Annotated in this window: 14 protein-coding genes, 1 tRNA gene and 1 pseudogene; 10 read left to right on the top strand and 6 right to left on the bottom strand. The window is 55.0% G+C overall.

The genetic code is table 11. The annotated features are described in order from the left end of the window. Together TSA66_RS21015 and TSA66_RS21005 are read left to right on the top strand one after the other, a co-directional pair. Positions 1 to 2183 (top strand): RIFT barrel domain-containing protein (locus TSA66_RS21015; protein ID WP_232429506.1); only part of this gene is annotated, 2183 nt, incomplete at its 5' end. A gap of 60 nt (positions 2184 to 2243) precedes the next feature. Next, a protein-coding gene (locus tag TSA66_RS21005) for an IS5 family transposase (protein WP_408639473.1) occupies positions 2244 to 3039 on the top strand; the annotation gives its coding sequence in 2 pieces (ribosomal slippage) (positions 2244 to 2521 and positions 2520 to 3039; 798 coding nt in all). A 224-nt stretch (positions 3040 to 3263) separates the two neighbouring features. Here TSA66_RS21005 and TSA66_RS21000 read toward each other — a convergent pair. Continuing rightward, the gene (locus TSA66_RS21000) at positions 3264 to 4124 is read right to left on the bottom strand and encodes a hypothetical protein (RefSeq protein ID WP_040038501.1); all 861 of its coding nucleotides are present in this window, start codon (positions 4122 to 4124) and stop codon (positions 3264 to 3266) included. Between the two features lie 372 nt (positions 4125 to 4496). Between TSA66_RS21000 and TSA66_RS27145 the strand changes: the two genes are divergently transcribed. The 5 genes and pseudogenes from TSA66_RS27145 to TSA66_RS28255 all read left to right on the top strand — a co-directional run. Further along, positions 4497 to 4838 (top strand): hypothetical protein, encoded by a 342-nt coding sequence (locus tag TSA66_RS27145; RefSeq protein ID WP_157691525.1) that lies wholly within the window; start codon positions 4497 to 4499, stop codon positions 4836 to 4838. Between the two features lie 26 nt (positions 4839 to 4864). Beyond that, positions 4865 to 5461 carry a hypothetical protein gene (locus TSA66_RS27445; protein WP_040038499.1) on the top strand — a complete coding sequence of 199 codons (597 nt, stop codon included), beginning with the start codon at positions 4865 to 4867 and terminating at the stop codon, positions 5459 to 5461. Between the two features lie 642 nt (positions 5462 to 6103). After that, the gene (locus TSA66_RS20985; protein WP_052451955.1) at positions 6104 to 6508 is read left to right on the top strand and encodes a DUF6979 family protein; all 405 of its coding nucleotides are present in this window, start codon (positions 6104 to 6106) and stop codon (positions 6506 to 6508) included. Between the two features lie 83 nt (positions 6509 to 6591). Continuing rightward, positions 6592 to 6948: a hypothetical protein gene (locus TSA66_RS20980; RefSeq protein WP_232429355.1), complete on the top strand. Its 357-nt coding sequence runs from the start codon at positions 6592 to 6594 to the stop codon at positions 6946 to 6948. Between the two features lie 90 nt (positions 6949 to 7038). Next, a pseudogene (locus tag TSA66_RS28255) lies at positions 7039 to 7419 on the top strand (transposase); the annotation flags it as partial. Positions 7420 to 7444: 25 nt separating this feature from the next. Here TSA66_RS28255 and TSA66_RS27875 read toward each other — a convergent pair. The 4 genes from TSA66_RS27875 to TSA66_RS28080 form a co-directional block, all read right to left on the bottom strand. Beyond that, positions 7445 to 7990 (bottom strand): hypothetical protein, encoded by a 546-nt coding sequence (locus TSA66_RS27875; RefSeq protein WP_040038496.1) that lies wholly within the window; start codon positions 7988 to 7990, stop codon positions 7445 to 7447. Between the two features lie 42 nt (positions 7991 to 8032). Next, complete coding sequence (locus tag TSA66_RS20965) at positions 8033 to 10144, bottom strand: Ig-like domain-containing protein (RefSeq protein WP_157691524.1); 2112 nt, start codon at positions 10142 to 10144, stop codon at positions 8033 to 8035. Positions 10145 to 10940: 796 nt separating this feature from the next. Beyond that, positions 10941 to 11639 carry an Nmad2 family putative nucleotide modification protein gene (locus TSA66_RS25815; RefSeq protein ID WP_269748341.1) on the bottom strand — a complete coding sequence of 233 codons (699 nt, stop codon included), beginning with the start codon at positions 11637 to 11639 and terminating at the stop codon, positions 10941 to 10943. Positions 11640 to 12477: 838 nt separating this feature from the next. Beyond that, a complete protein-coding gene (locus tag TSA66_RS28080) occupies positions 12478 to 12612 on the bottom strand; it encodes a hypothetical protein (RefSeq protein ID WP_269748339.1) in 135 nt (44 codons plus the stop codon). Positions 12613 to 12923: 311 nt separating this feature from the next. Between TSA66_RS28080 and TSA66_RS20955 the strand changes: the two genes are divergently transcribed. Continuing rightward, a tRNA-Ile gene (locus TSA66_RS20955) sits at positions 12924 to 13002 on the top strand. 153 nt (positions 13003 to 13155) lie between these two features. Further along, positions 13156 to 14532 carry an HD-GYP domain-containing protein gene (locus tag TSA66_RS20950; RefSeq protein WP_052451953.1) on the top strand — a complete coding sequence of 459 codons (1377 nt, stop codon included), beginning with the start codon at positions 13156 to 13158 and terminating at the stop codon, positions 14530 to 14532. A 112-nt stretch (positions 14533 to 14644) separates the two neighbouring features. Here the strand turns inward: TSA66_RS20950 and TSA66_RS20945 are convergent, their stop codons facing one another. Then, positions 14645 to 15982, bottom strand: a complete 1338-nt coding sequence (locus TSA66_RS20945; protein WP_040038494.1) for an MFS transporter — start codon at positions 15980 to 15982, stop codon at positions 14645 to 14647. A 137-nt stretch (positions 15983 to 16119) separates the two neighbouring features. On the opposite strand from TSA66_RS20945, the gene cyoA reads away from it, so the two are divergent. Continuing rightward, positions 16120 to 17085, top strand: a complete 966-nt coding sequence (cyoA, locus tag TSA66_RS20940; RefSeq protein WP_052451952.1) for a ubiquinol oxidase subunit II — start codon at positions 16120 to 16122, stop codon at positions 17083 to 17085. The last annotated feature ends 5 nt before the right edge of the window (positions 17086 to 17090 follow it).

The following is a 17090-nucleotide window of genomic DNA, read 5'->3' as shown; positions in this document are numbered from 1 at the left end:
CTCCTGCTCCTGCTCCTGCTCCTGCTCCTGCTCCTGCTCCTGCTCCTGCTCCTGCTCCTGCTCCTGCTCCTGCTCCTGCTCCTGCTCCGATCGGCAGTGCGATCACGGACATCAAACTCCAAAACAGCAGCTCTGTCGAACAAACCAACGTGCCGTTCACGTTCGGCCAAGTGTTTGCGCAAGGCGCAGTAGCCGCGACAGATTCCCTAGTAGGCACCTTAAGCGATGGCTCGACGATTGCGCTTCAAGTCGACGTCAAGGCAAAACATGCTGATGGTTCGGTGCGCCATGCCATCATCTCCGGCGTCGCCCCCAAACTTACGGCAGGACAAATCCAGTCGATCCGACTTGTCAAAGGCGCTACCGCCTCGTCCGCTACCGCCACCACTCCAACGACGCTACTGAATGCCGGCTTCACGGCAAGCGTCAACCTGACTGTCGGTGGCCAGGTGTACACAGCATCGGCAGATTCGCTCTTGAAGTCGACCTATTCGACCTGGCTTTCCGGACCTATCGCTGGGGAATGGCTCGTTTCGGCTCCGCTCAAGAACGCGCAAGGCGTCGCGCATCCTCACTTGACCGCACGCTTTGCCATTCGCTCGTATGCCGGTCTCAACAAGGCCCGCGTCGATGTGACGATCGAAAATGACTGGGCATATGAACCGAGCCCACAGAATTTCACTTACGATGCGCAGGTTCTGGTCGGTGGCCAGACGGCATATTCGAAGTCGGCGCTGACGCACTTCCATCACTCCCGTTGGCACAAGCAATTCTGGTGGGGTACCGCGCCGCAAGTGAATCTCAGCCATAACGGCGCTTACCTGATGGCATCCAAGGCTGTGCCTAACTATGACCCGACTGTCCGTATTTCCGAAAGTGGCCTTGCTGACTTAAACAACAAGTGGACATCTTCTAGCATCGGACCGATGGGTGTGGGCATACTCAATCCGGGGATGCCTACGGCAGGTGGGCGTCCGGACATCGGGCCTTTGCCCCAGTGGACGGCAATGTACTTGATCAGTATGGATAGCCGGGCGAAGACCGTCACCTTGGGTACAGGCGATCTAGCGGGTAGTTGGCCGATTCACTATAGGGATAAAAATACCAACCGTCCTGTCTCGATCGCCGACTATCCGTACATGACTTTGCTTGGCAATCCCGGCGATACGGTCAATCCGGCGACTGGCAAGAGCGAGGCATTCCCGGCATGCGGAGGAGATTGCAGTACAGCTCCATATAACTACAATCCGGATAGTGCGCATCAGCCGTCACTCGCATATGTTCCTTATCTGACGACTGGCGATTACTACTACCTGGAAGAGCTGCAGTTCTGGGCTAACTGGATCATGATCCGGTACAACCCCTACTATCGCAATTTTGCAAGCGGGACACTCCAGCAAGATGAAATCCGGGGACAGGCATGGTCGTTACGCACTCTCGGCCAGACGGCATACATTACGCCGGACAGCGATCCGATGAAACAGTATTTCGTAGACCGGGTGAACAACAACCTGAACTGGTACAACACCACCTACACCAATGCCGCAAGCGCGAACAAACTAGGCGTGATTGATGGCAGCGGTCAATACGCATCAGGTGCGACAGCTTACACCACGCCGTCCGGCCCTGGAACCGGCCTTTCACCATGGCAGGACGACTTTTTCACCTGGGCGGCGGGTTATCTGTCGGATCTTGGGTTCACCAATGCAACACCGTTATTAAAGTGGAAGGCAACTTTTCCAGTCGGCCGCATGACCGCAACGGGCTTCTGCTGGATTGACGGCGCAGCATATTCGCTGTCTGTGCGTCCAAGTGCAACGTCACCACTTTTTACCACATTAGCAGACGTGTATCAGTCGACTATGCGCAACAGCGACGGAACTGCGCTGAAAAACAGTACGGGCGCCTTGTATCTGAGCCAGCCGTGCAACAGCCAAGCACAAGCTGACTGGCGTACGCAGAAGGAAAGGGACAATGGTAGTGGCTATACATGGTCGGTTGGAGAGATGGATGGTTGGGCTTGGTCCTCTGAGGGTTATCCATCCAATATGCAGCCTGCGCTGGCAGTAGCAGCGACTTCGGGTGTGCCAAATGCGCAGACGGCATGGAATACCTTTATTAACAGGACAGTAAAGCCCGACTATTCGGTTGCACCGCAATGGGCAATCGTGCCTAGGTTCTAAGAACCTGTTCAGTGTCTTTGAATCAAACGCTGGAGATGCACTGAATGCGGAGCAGCTGGTATGGAGCGAAAAGTTTATCCGAGCGACGTCAGCCGGGAACAATTTGAAGTTATCCGGCTGATGCTGGAGGGGGCGAAGCACCGGACAGCGCCACGGAAGGTGGATTTATACGATGTTTTCTGCGCGATCCTGTATTTGCTAAAGAATGGAAGTACCTGGCGTGCAATTCCGGGCGATTTCCCGGGCTGGAATATCGTGCGCTACTACTTCGATCACTGGACGATCAGTACAGCGGCGGATGGGACGAGCCTGTTTGAGCAAGCTTTAAAAAAATCTGGTCAGGCGCGAGCGTATCGAGAATGGACGCACCGCAAAGACGAGCTTTTGCATCGTCGACGCGCAAAGCGTGAAGAACACGGATACAGCGCGGGCCAAAGGCTATGACGCGGGCAAGAAGGTATCGGGTATCAAGCGACATCTGGCGGTGGATACGCAGGGACTACCGCATGCGATCGAAGTGACGACCGCCGACGTGACCGACCGCAATGGCGCCCTGTTGATGTTGTTGCTCAATGACGAAACGCTGTGTGAGGTGAAAACCGTGCTCGTGGACGGTGCTTATACTGGCGCACGCTATGAAGAGTTGGTCTGGCAAATCCTCGGCGCAAAAATCGAGGTGGTCAAGCGCAGCGAGCTGCATCACTTTGCCGTGCTTCCCAAACGTTGGGTCGTTGAGCGTTCGTTCGCCTGGTTAGAGAAATGCCGACGGCTGTGGAAGAACTGCGAGCGCAAACTGGAAACCAGCGCCCAACTCGTAGCGCTCGCCTTCCTGTCATTGTTATTACGGAGACACTGAACAGGTTCTAAGGTGCTCGGAGCTATTCATCCATCACTTGCAACACTTCACGACCTCCCTCTGTACGTCTTCCTATTGGTACTCATCTTGACGGGCGCCTTTATGCTGGGCTAGGCCAGAAGTTTCTATGGGATGCGGGGCAGTCCATGCAAGGCCCAGAAGTGCCTGCGAAATCGGGATCTATTCAACGAGTTGTGCGGATGCACTAGATCTTAGATGCGCAACTAGGCATCCACTTTGAAGTGGTTTCGCCCTTTGAACCATAAATCCTTTTTGCTGAAAACAGATGGATGAAAGACTCGTGAGGGATGTGCTCGCCACGAAATGATCTGATCCTGCAAATAGCCGGCAGCGCGCAGCGCTTTCACAGAGTCGGTGCAGGTGCAAAATGCAATGATTTTGTCTTCGGCGAGTTTGCGAAGCAATCGCAAATCTTCGGTTGCATCACGCCGTACTGAATCTTTCTTCCATTCCATTTCATACCAATCCGACCCAGCGCTTTCCTCACCGGCGGGGCGTAGATATGGAATGCGATTGTGGAAGATAAATGCGCCGCCGTCAGTGCGAACGAATTTCGCAGCATCCGCCTCAGCGATCGGAGTGTCCCAAGCCATGACTCCTGATGCGCTGACTCGAAAACGTCGCATTATCCAAGCCCAAAGGTTGTGCCAATATTTATCGTAGGGATTTTCCTTGTCGTATGGACCGTCGAAGGGGTTCCGTAGATATTCAAACCACCGGTTGGTATTGCCTAATCCAGAGATGGAATACCAGTCCAGTCCAAGAAACAGGTAGTAGTGTGTTGGCCGTCCTTCTAGTTGGGCCAAGGACCAATCGGTATAGGGATTTAGCCCAAAGGAAAATCCCTGCTTTGAATGCGAAAAGTCAGGCGCGAAATACCGGTCATTCTTTGAACCGGCGACGTTTGCACGGTGTAGCTCGCGCACCACTTCGCCCTTGTTGTAATCGTTGCCAAAAGCCGCGTTTGTAAGAACATTTACACCGTCCATACCGGAATACCTGTCACTTCTTCGGATTGTTTCGAGCAGCGGCACTAAGTTGGCGAGTTCGTATTTCTGAAGCATGAAAACAAATTTGCGTAGATTGAGCTCCAGGCGAATTAGCAAGCACCTAGCGCTGAAATTTTCGTTATGGGCAGATTGGCAGCCGAAGTCTTAGCTACATGCCGGGCGGCTTTCATCCCTTGCCGAGTTTAATTCAAGGTCGTTCATTTTGCGTGGCATGAGCTATACGGTGGCAGGACGACTATTTCTTCGTCCAAGCCTCTGTAGCATCCCAAGTGGACGCAGGAACGGACTAACGGCATTTGTCTTGCATTTTGTCAACCAAGTTACAATGAAGGAATGTTGACGGAGCCGTGATTTGAAGCGGTTTTTGTACGGTTCCCCGTTATTTGGCAGCTAACGAGACCGTTATTACCTACCGCATCAGACAACATGACGACTCAGACGACAGGTTTCCAAACTACTTACGGCCAACTCAAAGCCCATGCTGCCAACGTCCAAACTACACGGGGCTTCTCAAAACAACAAGTGATGAACTTCGCCAGCGCCATCAACGGCTGGATGCGGCGCCTCAACCTCCAAGATTCCGACCTCGTTGGGGACGAGCTTGGCCAGCGGTTCAATGAACATTTTCAGAAGCACGCCGATTATCTGGATGGCCGGGTGTCTACACGCACCGCACGCGATCAAGCGGAGAATCTCCTGACATGGCGTCGCTTTGCCGAAGAATGCAAGCGTGTCGATATGCTCCCAGCCGCACCATGTGCCCATTAATAATCAAGAACATTCCGTCGCCTGCGATGCCTGTCGAACAGGCACTAACTGCGTCAGCGCCGCTACCGATTCCGGGCCAACTGGCTCCCCGCCTCACCACAACCCCGCTGCATCAATCGGCGTTCGCGGTTTTGAGCGTGACGATACGCGACAACCGTAAGCGCATCGTCGAGTTGGCGGAAGAGAAGTCGCTGGAACTGGATTCCGATGTTTGCCAGAAGGCGCGATCTGACCTGACGAACCCGCGCACCAGGTTGAGCGCAGAGATTGCATGGCTTCCCGGCGTCTCGCCGCGAAAAGCATCCCAGCTGGTTGAAAGCCTGCTTCAGAATCCGATGGGGGTGAGGCAGGAATCCGGCCTACCTACGCTCGCGCACCTGAATCTGCTCGCAGCTGCTTTCGAAGCCGTGGACGAAGATTATGATGCGGTTGACTTGACCAGTTTTATTCAGGACGTCGCTTACCTCGCAGACGACCTCGTTCCAGAAGACGTTCTGCGGGACATCAATGAAGATCGCGCCGTCTCCGGGTTCCCCGAAGTGCGAGCCCTCGATCAGATCGAAGCCGAACTGGCGGAGCGCATGCGGTACTACCGTAGCGCCATCAAAGATGCGCACATTTGATAAATGGCATATCGCAATCTCTCTTGGTTTGATAGCGCTGATGTTCTTTAACGGATGAAGCGAGAGGATGCGATTATTATCAAGGCAAGGCATGTCTTAGGAACCGCGTTTAGCTTAGCGTTGGATGTCAGCTTTCTGGAACGGGCGACTTCGGCTTTGGGGCGACTGCACGTGGTCACTATCGAACAATGATGGTCTGCAACCTGACATAAAGCAGGCGAGGTTAAGTAGCGACGACGCGGCGCGGTGCGGCCATAAGCAGAAATTCACCCTTTAGCGATAGTTGCCGCTTGAATGGCTGCTGTACATTGCACTTTGCCTCAAGACGTGTATGGCAAGCCCCATATCCTTGATGGAGCTTGCCACGAAACTACCGTTATTACTTGCTCGGTGGTTTGTTTCCGCGGTGCTTACCGGATGTTCCGCCGGTGCGGCTCGGCCAGTTCGGATTGTTGGGGGCCGCGTAAGTACGATTTGCCATGAGGCCTTCCTTTCATGAGTTGAGTTGAAATTTGGCATCCTGTTGGACGTACACTATGCTCACATCGCCTTTTTGGCAGACGGTAAACATTATTCTGGAGCTAGATCAGCACTTCTCTTTGCTAAAGGGGTACTGTTTTCAACAGGATCAAGGAGAATTCGATGACCCACTACCGGAAACTGACGCAGTATCAAAAAGCTGCGTTAAAGGCTGCAACTTTAGCAGCGAATAACACGTCACCAGCTGAAGCATGGGATATAGCAGCCCATGAATTTTGCGGTACACCTTCCTCTGCCGAGAAGCCTTGTCCAAAATCTACTTTCCTTGGACTTGCCGGTGCCGGGCTCATCAAGGGCATCAGCCCAGGGCAGTACACCACGTCAAACAAGAACGCGATATATGCGAAAGAGGGGCTGGCGCTCTTGCATATTGATGAAACCCTTGCAATGCGACCTATGGAGTTGTGGCGCCGAGTGATGAATGGAAAGGCTACAGACTACAATCAGCAAATGCATGTTGTGACCGCGCTATGGCGTGAAAAGAAGTTCGTGGATCAACCCGCCTGAATTGCGCGAGCAGAGTGGAGCACTTACGTCAGCAACTTGTCGAGACAGCTATCGCGTGGGAACGAGCTTTCGGAAACGCTCCCATGATCACCGCTACGTTGTCCGAGTATGATGCGGCTCGCCTAGTTGGGATGTCGATTGAGCAGTATTCCGTTTGCATGCAAGGCGCGACCGCGGTACAGCGTGGGTATGACTTCAGGTTCGAGGGGAAGCGCTACCAGATCAAAGGCAACAGACCAAGTGGAAAGCCAGGAAGCTTTGTGACGATGGTGCCCAAAGCAACCAACTACGATTGGGACCGTCTGATCTGGATCCTGTATGACCCGCAATACAGGATCGTAGAGGCGTGGATGTGGGAGGTGGACGAGTATAAGGCTCGCTTCGACCCCATTAAGCGTTTGTCGCCAACGCACTACCGAGCCGGCCAGCGTCTTAGATAGCTTCCCCCATACTCCATTGACATCCCGTCGTGGGTCGAGGAGCTGATTGACCTGTTTGCCTATATCGGACGCCGCTTCAAACTGCGCGAGATGCAGGAGCGGGCACGGGATTATCTGATTGGCCTGCTCAGGCTGGTGCAGTGCAAGAACGGCTGGCAGCTTGCCAATGTGTCGAATCACCTGTCACCCTACAGGGTGCAACATTTGCTGGACCGGGCACGGTGGGATTGCGCCGGGCCGCGTAATAATCTGGTCGATTACATTGCCCAGACACTGTGCGATGAAGACGGCGTGCTCATGGCGGACGAAATCGGTTTTCTGAAGAAGGGCCGATGCTCGGCCGTCGTGCAACACCGGTATAGGGGCACCGCCGGACGTATCGAGAATTGCCAGATAGGCGTGTTCCCCTCCTATTCCAGTGCTCATGGACGCGTGTTGCTGGATTGCGAACGAGCAAGTTTGCAGAAAAAATGGCCCCTCGACTGGTCCGTATTTCCTAAATCGGATCACCTTTTTTCTTTTTATCGACTAACTCCTTCAATAGTGGGAAGATTTTGGTATCCCAGCTGGAGTAGCCATATTCGTTGGCGATACGCTTGCGGTCGACAAAGATGCGAAAAGAGGGCACGCCCAACTTGGCGTTTTTTCGTTCGAGACGGCGCCACAACCAGTCCAGATCCGCCGGAAAATGCTCGGGCAAAAATGGGAGGGCAAGGGTGTCTTTTTCGACGATGTAATAGCGGATCTGTTCTTTATCAGGCCATCGCTCAAGATCGCCGCGTCCGCCAAGCGATCCTTTCCATCTCATGCAGAAACCGCAATCCTTCGCTGAGAACACGACCAAGATGATGTCAGAATTTCGACCGCTTTTTTTGCCGGCATCGTCATCCTCGTTGGCAAAAGCTTGTCCGAATCGTCCCGCTACCAATACGAGGGCCAATCGTCGCAAGAAGTCTCGTCTGCAGCAACTATTCATGATCGCTTCTCTGTTGATGCGAAATGGTGCTGGAACATGTGCGATGAACGAGACATCCTGCGTCATCCTGCGTTTGCATTTCCCCGCAAATAGCTCCTTCAGTACGCGTTAAAAGCCAGTGCTGTAGCTGCCGCCCTTCACCACGAAGTTCAAGCTCGTGGTCGCGCCATTCGCATCCACATAGTTGAAGGTATTGCCGAGGTTCGAGGAGTCGTTGCACGAGACTGCAGTAACACGGCCTGTACTTCTGATCCCAGGTATAAACCAGTCATCGCCCACTTTGGTAAAGTCGTTCGCTTGACGCGAACCGATTTTGCCAAGGATGCCAAGCGATAACGGCGGCGCGATGTCACGCCCGAAGGCGAGCACATCGTTTGAAACCACGCGCATTGAGCCGTCTGCATCCGACCGTTCAGTCACTTGACAGGTAATTGCAGCCTCGACCTTGTAGATCCTGACATTTCCAGGGCAGTTACTGTCACAACCGTAGCGAATACCGATACTCACTCCCGGCACATTCGCACGCGTCTCCGGCGTGAACGTGACTTGCGCTGAAATGATGGAGGAAAACTGTACCGTCACAGAAGCGAGGCTTGATACGCCGGTGGATACATCGAGAATCTTGATGAGCGCCGTGCCAGATTTTACTGCCGTGACTGCGCCCGTTTTTTCATCCACGGTCACAATGTCTGGATTATTGGATGAAAACTGAAGATTCGCTGGTCGTGCCGTTTTTTGGTCGCTAGCATCGAGCGCAACCAGATTCGGCGTCGTGGTTTGCCCAACAGTGATAGTCGGCTCTGGATCGAACATGAATTTACGGGCGCAGTTGACAATCCTTACTCCGCCTGAACTACTGCTTTCACAAACTCCCACTGTTTGTGCGGGCAAGCCTATGGCTGTGCGAAACTGAATAATCTCGAACATGATGCCGAAATCATTAGCCTTCTTTTTCGTATCAAAAAAATTAACTACAATGCCCGTCAGTCCATTGACGAATGTCTCGTTCACATTTTTCGTATTTCCTAAATCCGTGCAGTCATTGAGTGCGCTTTGGATGTTGCCGAACGTAACCACCTTCCTAATGTAGCTTGTAAAGGTGGACAGGCTAGGTGAACTGAGAATTGGGTCCATATCTTTGGGTAAAAGAAACTTTTTAGCAATGGTTGTGGTGCATTTCGCTACCTTATCCGAAGAAACCACATTACCAGCCGCTAACGAAATGAGATCAGATGCAATTGTCATGATGGTTGCGCGTGAGCTGACTTCATTCTGCTCGATCGTTAAGTTGAAGCCATTGCCCCCATTATTGGGAAGAGTAACGGTTTTAGGGGAACCGGTAAGTCGGCTAGAGGTTTGCGTACCTTCGAGCAAAATAGGCTGGCTTGCTGCGCTACTTGTTAAGCTCCATGCTATAAGGGATTTATTGCTCACCAAATAACTGTCATTCGTAACCTCTACTTGATCAATACTGCTGCCATTTAACCCAAAGGGAAATGGCGATGTTACGGATGGCGACACCATTACCGCGGCTAGCTGGGTTGTTGCGGATGAAGCTTGCGCCGCCTCCAAGCGTTGAACGAGAGACGGCCTCAACTGGACAAGGACTTCAGTTATCGCGTCAAGGACAGCTGCGTTCGAGGCAGGCGGCGTTGTGCTCTCCAGCGCAATGGCAATAGCTGATGCGAGGTCCTTGAAAGAAGGGGTGGCACGTATGTCTTCGTTTATTTGACTTGCATTGACTGTGTCCGGCAATACGCCAATCGCCAGCCTTGCCAAAGAGATCGCAGTAGACTCAATGCTCAAAACCGTGTTGGCATCCCTTGTTCGAGCGGCCAATAGCACATTGCCCTGGGCATCCATGGCAAACACCATCGAGTCACCATTACTATCTGCCGTCAACATTGGTAGTGTAGAACTGGGGATACCCTCACCGACTGGACTCACCACTTTGGTCACTGCTTTCGCAATGGATGCTGGCAATGCCGGGTCAAGGGTGGCATCGGTAGACATTGTAGTAATTCGAACAGGCGTAGTTTGTTCACTGATGCCACCCGCACTGGGAGATCCAGGATTGTTGGTGGCTATGTCGTTGCTTCCCGTATCTGCCGAGCTACCACCTCCGCCACCACATGCAACGAGCCCCAGTGTCGCTACCAAAAAGGCAAAAATATAGTGGTGAAACGTAGGTCCGAAGGTGCTTTTTATTGCCTTCATCATGCAATAGCTCCATTGGATAGCTACTTGAAATTTTGCGCCCCCGACGAAGCACAACTCGGCAAGAATGCATTTCCGTATGGATATGCGCTCCATACGTTTAACGTGACGTAATGCCACTAAAAGTCGAGGAAGAGTAACCTAGAATCTAGGCGCTCTTAATGAGAAGTGGTTGCGGTTTCTCAAATCCTGTCACGGCCATCTGAATATTCGTATTACCGACAGATCGATAAATCGCTCACTGACGGTACAGTGGAAATTCCATTTGACGCCATCTCGAACGCCCCGGATCGACGATTGTCACGCTGCATGACAATTCGGTGATCGAGGGCGTGCTGGGAGATACGCACATTAGCCTACGCGTAAGGGACACAAACGGGAATTCGCCTTGCGCGAGTTATCCGTGGTGTGCACGGCTTACCAGATTCTTGTCGCTGCCTAGAAAGTGCATTATCAACGAAGATCCGGATCTGCAGCCCGATGTCATTCAATCTCAATTGCTATCGGGGACATTATCGTAGCCACTCGCTACGATAAATGTCGCCATGTCTATCCCGGGGTTGTGACTGTCGCTATTATCGTGATCTGGCTCCTAGGGCATCATTCAAACAGACACTGAATCGCCCCGGTTTAGTAGCCACCTTTGTCCTAAGCGGCGATAGCTGAACGTCGGCTTACTGAAACTGGCAAGGACCGTTTAGAGTCGATTGCGCGATCCGGGGTTGCAAAGATATTCGGAGGGCAATCCATACAGATACCATGCGTGCTTAATTGCATTGCGGACAGCATATGGGTTAATTTACTGGCGGCAGGAGGGGCGCTTATATGCCGAATTGCCCACGCCATCGTCGCCAGACTTTGTCGCTGGGGCCGCTCGCCTTACCCCGCAGGTATGTGTTGAAGGCGCCGCCGTTGGCACGTCTTCTATTTCTGGATTGTGGGTTGGTAGTCCATGAATGCCGGGTGAATATCCGGATTGCACCCATAAGAGAAATTTCTGAACAAGCTGTGGTGGATGCGAAACCCGGATACCGCGGCCACCGAGCATCGAGTGAAACTCGATCGGGACCAAAGGCGCGTTTCGCCCAAAATACCAGTAGTCAGAAGACACAAACACGTGTGGACGACGCGTGTCCTTCTTGAGGAATTCCTTCCCAATGTGGAAGACATTCTTGTGCTGAACCCATATCCCGTCTGGATTGAGGCTGTAGAAGTTGTCTCCGCACCGCTGCTGCCACGTGCCGCGCAAGTCGGGTTTCTTTTTGACAAAGCGCTCGTCTCTAAAATACGCGTCCATGTGAATTCGCTCGGCAACGCGCATCGTGTACACCAGGCGCCACTGATCGTGGTCTTTTAAAACGCCTGCGATCCAGTCGCCAGCACTAAGACGCGCGCTCTGGCGGTTTGGAGTGCAGACGGCGAGGGTGCACCAGTCCCAATATGGATTCGGGGCGAGCCCTGAGTCAACCGTCATTACGTATGTGCAAAGCGTCGGCATGGATCGAAATGTCAGCTTAGGTAGCGTGTTTTTGTGAGAATGAGTCGACACGCGGCAAAAGTCCATGAGCTGGCACAAGAATCGGGATGCCGCATCTCGACTAGGTAGGCAGTAAAGCATCTGATTGCATTCTCAGGGCTCTTGGCGTTGATTAAGCGAGAACGCCGTCCGGTCTCGGACGTTCAAAGCGTGGAACCTGAGCAAAAGCAAAGCAGCCAAAAGCCTTAATTGCAACAATTGCAACAGCATGCGCAAGAGGAGTCGGCGATGTCACGACCTTGTAGTTGCGGGGGCGAGAACCAAAATTGCTATAAATGCGGGGGTTGGGGCCTCCTGGATGAGATCGGGGCCGGCCGCGGATCGCCGGATTCAATATACCGAGTTGTTGGTGTCAAAGCCAAAGCCAAAGTCGTCGTCCGATGTCAGTATTGCCATGCTTCTGTAAGACATCTACAAAAGCATTTAAGAAAGGTGCATGAGGTAGATACACAGCCCGCAAAGGCTAATTCTCAGAAGCAATCAACGGAAAAAAATGTGAGCCGAACAGAGCAGCAACAGGTGGTTCGGCCGCGCGACTCGGCGCCCGCTACCTCGCGCAGAACTGACCAAGCACCGCTACTTAATGCACATTTTATTGGGGCAAAGCCGGAGATGGTGCGATGCCCAATCTGCTACTGCGGCATCCGGGGCGATCGCCTTGATAAGCATAAGAGGAAAGCACACCGAATAGATCTTGAAGTTGAGCTAAGCACGGACAAAAGGCCTGCTCAATCCTCGACAAGTAATGAAGTTGAGCAACTTCGGTTGCCGCCGACGATTGCCGCCGGGTTGCGCGAGCCTACCGCTGTAGAAAGTCGAGCAGGGCGGTACGTTCCACCTTGGGAGGGCAGATGAAGCTGCCTCGCTCCAGTTCGACCTCCTTTTCCTTGCCCCAACGGATGGCGTCTGCCTTGTTGGCGAAAGTCTTTGACAAGGTCGGGAATCCCGTACGCTGTATCCGGTCCTGCCACCTTCCACATTGTTGCCTGATTCTATTTAAATTATCGTGTGGCCAAGTGATTTTAAGGCACAGGTCTTGAAAACCAGCAAAGGCTATTGTGGATTCGCTGGAGTGCGAAACCGGCTCGATTGTCAGTGAAAGATTTGACGAGGGCCAAAAATCATGGGCTGCACCGGAACTCCACTTGGAATGCGGGAGAAAAGAATGTCGCGTGCGTTATAATCTTTGACCCTTAATCTGACCCATTGACGTAAAAAAACAGGGACGGATATTGAAAGTTTACCGGGCCTCTAGCTCATGCTTGGTTAGAGCAGCGGACTCATAATCCGTTGGTGCCGTGTTCGACTCACGGGAGGCCCACCAAACAAATCAAGGGGTTGCACTCAAGTGCAGCCCCTTTTTCTTTTTTGCGACAGTTACTTTGTGTTTATTGCCTGGCGTAGTGGAGGGCTGCGGCGTTTTCCTGCAAATCGCATACAATCAATTTGTTGCTCGTAGGAAAAAATCTCCCCCTTCATGAATTCTTCATACCGCGCACAGCCATCTTCTCCACCAAGCGCCGCCCTCCAGCTTTCGGAGCTCATTGGTGCGCTCAGTTATGCGCTCGATATTACCGAAGGCCAGCCGCCCGGGCATTGTGTGCGCTGTTGCTGGATCGGGATGCATATCGGGCGCAGCGCAGGGCTGTCCGAGGAGCAGTTGTGGGAACTGTATTACACGCTGCTGCTCAAGGACCTCGGCTGCAGCAGCAACGCAGCCCGTATCTGCGAGTTGTATCTCACGGATGACCTGCATTTCAAGCGCGATTTCAAGACGGTGGGCGATAGCCTGCCGCAAGTGCTGTCGTTTGTGCTCACGCACACCGGCCTCAAGGCGGGGCTGGCCGAACGCTTTCGCAGCGTGCTGACGATCCTGCGCGACGGCAGCGAAATTGCGCATGACCTGATTGCCACGCGCTGCCAGCGCGGTGCGGAGATCGCGCGGCTGCTGCGCTTTCCCGACGGCGTGGCGCGCGGCATCTACAGTCTCGATGAACATTTCAATGGCAAAGGCAAGCCGGAAGGCCTGGCGGGAGAGGCTATCCCTGTCTATGCCCGCATCGCGCTGCTGGCCCAGGTGATCGACGTTTTTCATACCGCCGGCGGCCGGCAGGCGGCTCTGGACGAGGTACGCGCGCGTGCGGGGCGCTGGTTCGATCCGCGTCTGGTGCAATCCTTTGAGGAGGTAGCGCAGGCGGAGTCCTTCTGGCGCATGCTGGCGTCGGAAGAGGTCGACCGGGCTGTGCAGGCGCTGGAACCGGCGGGCCACGAGGTGCCGCTGGATGACGACTATCTGGACGATATCGCTGCGGCTTTTGGCCAGGTGGTGGACTCGAAGAGTCCTTATACGAGCGGGCATAGCGCGCGCGTGGCATTGTATGCCGACATGATCGCTGAAACGCTCGGCCTGTCATGCGAGCGCCGTCGCTGGCTCAGGCGCGGCGCGCTGCTGCACGACGTCCGCAAGCTGGGTGTGAGCAACAGCGTGCTCGACAAGGCGGGCAAGCTCGACAGGGAGGAGTGGAATGCGGTGAAGCTGCACGCCACTTACACCGAAACCATCCTGTCGCGCATTAGCGCCTTTTCAGAATTGGCCCGCGTCGCCGGCGCCCATCATGAACGGCTCGATGGCGGCGGCTACCCGCGCGGCCTGACGGCGGAGGAAATCGGCATTGAAACCCGCATCATTACCACGGCCGATATCTTTGACGCCATCACGGCCGCGCGCCCTTACCGCGGCGCCATTCCCATCCCGCAGACGCTTGAAATGATGGCGCAAACAGTCGGCACGGCGCTTGATCCCGCCTGCTTTGATGCGCTCAAGCTGGCCATCGCGCAATTGCCAGGCCAGTAACTCGCTCGCGTGCCAATGCAAGTGCGGAGTGCGGCTTCCTGACGTCGCATGAAAAAAGGGTTGCAGGCGAAGGCCTGCAACCCTTCGTGTTTTTGCTGCTTGCGACAGCTGGTCAATCCCTGATTTCCAGCGCGCGATTGAGGCTCAATGCCGCCAGCGAGCCGACTGCGCCCGACAGCAGATACAGGCCAACATACGCCAGTCCGAAATGCGCCGACAGGCCGAGCGCGACCAGCGGCGCAAAGCCGGCGCCGACCAGCCATGCCAGATCGGAGGTCAGGGCGGCGCCGGTGTAGCGGTATTTGCGCAGGAAGTTGGCCGTCACAGCGCCAGAAGCCTGGCCATAAGACAGGCCGAGCAGGGCGAAGCCGACCAGGATGAAAACGGTCTGGCCCAGATCGCCGCCATCCATGAGCATCGGTACCACGCCGCTGAACAGCGCAATCAGGGCGGCGAGGGTGCCCAGCGTGGTGCGCCGGCCGAAGCGGTCGGCGATCAGGCCGGAGGCGACCACGCCGGCCGCCGCCAGTGCGGCGCCGATCATCTGGATCGCCAGGAAGTCGCTGATCGAGCGCGACGAATATAGCGTGATCCAGGACAGCGGGAAAACTGTCACGAGGTGGAACAGCGCATAGCTCGCCAGCGCCGCGAGCGCGCCGATCAGCACATTGCGTCCTTGCGAGCAGACCATTTTCAGCGCGTTGGTCGGTTCCAGCTCGCGCTCGTCGAGCAGGCGCGCATATTCGTCGGTGGATACCAGGCGCAGGCGGGCAAACAGCGCGACGACGTTGATGGCGAATGCGACGTAGAACGGATAGCGCCAGCCCCATTCCAGGAAGTCCGCGCTGGACAGCGCCGACAGCAGGAACCAGAACAATCCGGCCGCGACGATGAAGCCGACCGGTGCGCCCAGTTGCCCCAGCATCGCGTACCAGCCGCGGCGGCGTTTTGGCGCGCTCAGCGCCAGCAGCGACGGCAAGCCATCCCATGAGCCGCCCAGCGCGATGCCCTGACCGATGCGCAGGATCGCCAGCAGCACGATCGCTGCCGACCCCAGATGAGCGTAGGTCGGCAAGAAGGCGATGCCGGCGGTGGATGCGCCCAGCAGCAGGAGCGCGAGCATCAGTTTCAGCTCCCGGCTGAAGCGGCGCTGGATGGCCATGAAGGCGACGGTGCCGAATGGCCGGGCGATAAAGGCAAAGGAGAAGATCGTGAATGCGTACAGCGTTCCCTCGAGTCGCTGCTCGAAGGGGAAGAACACGGATGGAAACACCAGCACCGAGGCGATGGCATACACAAAGAAGTCGAAATATTCGGAGGCGCGGCCGATGACCACGCCGACGGCGATTTCGCCCGGCGCAATGTTGGAATGATCGGCGTTGCCGGCATCGCGTGCGGCCGAACGTAAATGGGCGGGCAGCGTCCCGCCATGCATGCTGGTACTGGACATTCGTCGCTCCTCAAATTGGATATTGGCAGGTCTTTTTGAGGCTTCCCGGAAAGGGGGAGGACAAAATGTCCAATCGCCAATGCCCGCTTGCGAGGTTAGATTAGCATAATCTTGATCTGTATCCTTTACTTTCATTCATGCATCTGTTAAACGCCCGTCGCCTAGCGCCGCTCTCGCCCCTGGTGTTGCTGGCTGGCTGCGATACCGTCGTGATGAATCCATCCGGCGATATCGCTGTTCAGCAGGCCAACCTGGTCCTTGTCTCCACGCTGCTGATGTTGCTGATCATCGTGCCGGTGATCGCCTTGATCGTGCTTTTCGCCTGGCGTTACCGCAAAAACAACGCGGCGGCAAAATACGATCCCGAATGGGATCACTCGACCAAGCTGGAGCTGGTCATCTGGGGCGCGCCGCTCCTAATCATCATCGCCCTGGGTTTGCTGACCTGGATCAGCACCCATCTGCTGGACCCGTACCGTCCGCTGCAGCGCATCGACGCCCATCGCCCGATTTCCCCCGATACCAAGCCGCTGGTGGTGCAGGTGGTGGCGCTCGACTGGAAGTGGTTGTTCATCTATCCGGAGCAGGGCATTGCCACCGTCAACGAACTGGCCACGCCGGTGGACGTGCCGGTGCGCTTCAAGATCACCGCGTCGAACGTGATGAATTCGTTCTATATCCCCGCGCTGGCCGGCCAGATCTACGCGATGCCGGGCATGGATACGACCTTGAATGCCGTGATTAACAAGCCCGGCGCATATGAAGGCTTTTCGGCCAATTACAGCGGTGCCGGGTTTTCCCACATGCGCTTCAAGTACTACGGCATGAGTAATGCCGACTTCGAGAGCTGGGTGCAGAAGGCCAGGGCCGGCGGCGAGTTCAAGCGCACCGACTACCTGGCGCTGGAAAAGCCCAGCGAGCGCGAACCGGTGCGCCGCTACGGCAAGGTCGAGTCCGACCTGTACCACGCGATCGTCAATCGCTGCGTCGCGCCCGGCGCGACCTGCATGGACGAGATGATGGCGGCCGACAGCAAGCGCGTCACAGCCGCCGTCGCGCAGACCGGTGCCGAATCGTCCGCCCCGATTTCCAAAAATCCATAAAGAGT

The sequence above is a fragment of the Noviherbaspirillum autotrophicum genome, from assembly GCF_000818395.1.
Classification (GTDB): Bacteria; Pseudomonadota; Gammaproteobacteria; order Burkholderiales; family Burkholderiaceae_D; genus Noviherbaspirillum; species Noviherbaspirillum autotrophicum.
This window is presented reverse-complemented; position numbering and strand designations above follow the sequence as displayed.

Excerpts from the sequence above, each read along its gene's own strand:
- TSA66_RS20985 (WP_052451955.1), top strand. The coding sequence starts at position 6,104 with ATGACCCACTACCGGAAACTGACGCAGTATCAAAAAGCTGCGTTAAAG.
- TSA66_RS20950 (WP_052451953.1), top strand. The coding sequence starts at position 13,156 with ATGAATTCTTCATACCGCGCACAGCCATCTTCTCCACCAAGCGCCGCC.
- TSA66_RS27445 (WP_040038499.1), top strand. The coding sequence starts at position 4,865 with ATGCCTGTCGAACAGGCACTAACTGCGTCAGCGCCGCTACCGATTCCG.
- TSA66_RS20945 (WP_040038494.1), bottom strand. The coding sequence starts at position 15,982 with ATGTCCAGTACCAGCATGCATGGCGGGACGCTGCCCGCCCATTTACGT.
- TSA66_RS27875 (WP_040038496.1), bottom strand. The coding sequence starts at position 7,990 with ATGACGCAGGATGTCTCGTTCATCGCACATGTTCCAGCACCATTTCGC.
- TSA66_RS20965 (WP_157691524.1), bottom strand. The coding sequence starts at position 10,144 with ATGATGAAGGCAATAAAAAGCACCTTCGGACCTACGTTTCACCACTAT.
- TSA66_RS20980 (WP_232429355.1), top strand. The coding sequence starts at position 6,592 with ATGATCACCGCTACGTTGTCCGAGTATGATGCGGCTCGCCTAGTTGGG.
- TSA66_RS25815 (WP_269748341.1), bottom strand. The coding sequence starts at position 11,639 with ATGCCGACGCTTTGCACATACGTAATGACGGTTGACTCAGGGCTCGCC.
- TSA66_RS21000 (WP_040038501.1), bottom strand. The coding sequence starts at position 4,124 with ATGCTTCAGAAATACGAACTCGCCAACTTAGTGCCGCTGCTCGAAACA.
- TSA66_RS27145 (WP_157691525.1), top strand. The coding sequence starts at position 4,497 with ATGACGACTCAGACGACAGGTTTCCAAACTACTTACGGCCAACTCAAA.
- cyoA (WP_052451952.1), top strand. The coding sequence starts at position 16,120 with ATGCATCTGTTAAACGCCCGTCGCCTAGCGCCGCTCTCGCCCCTGGTG.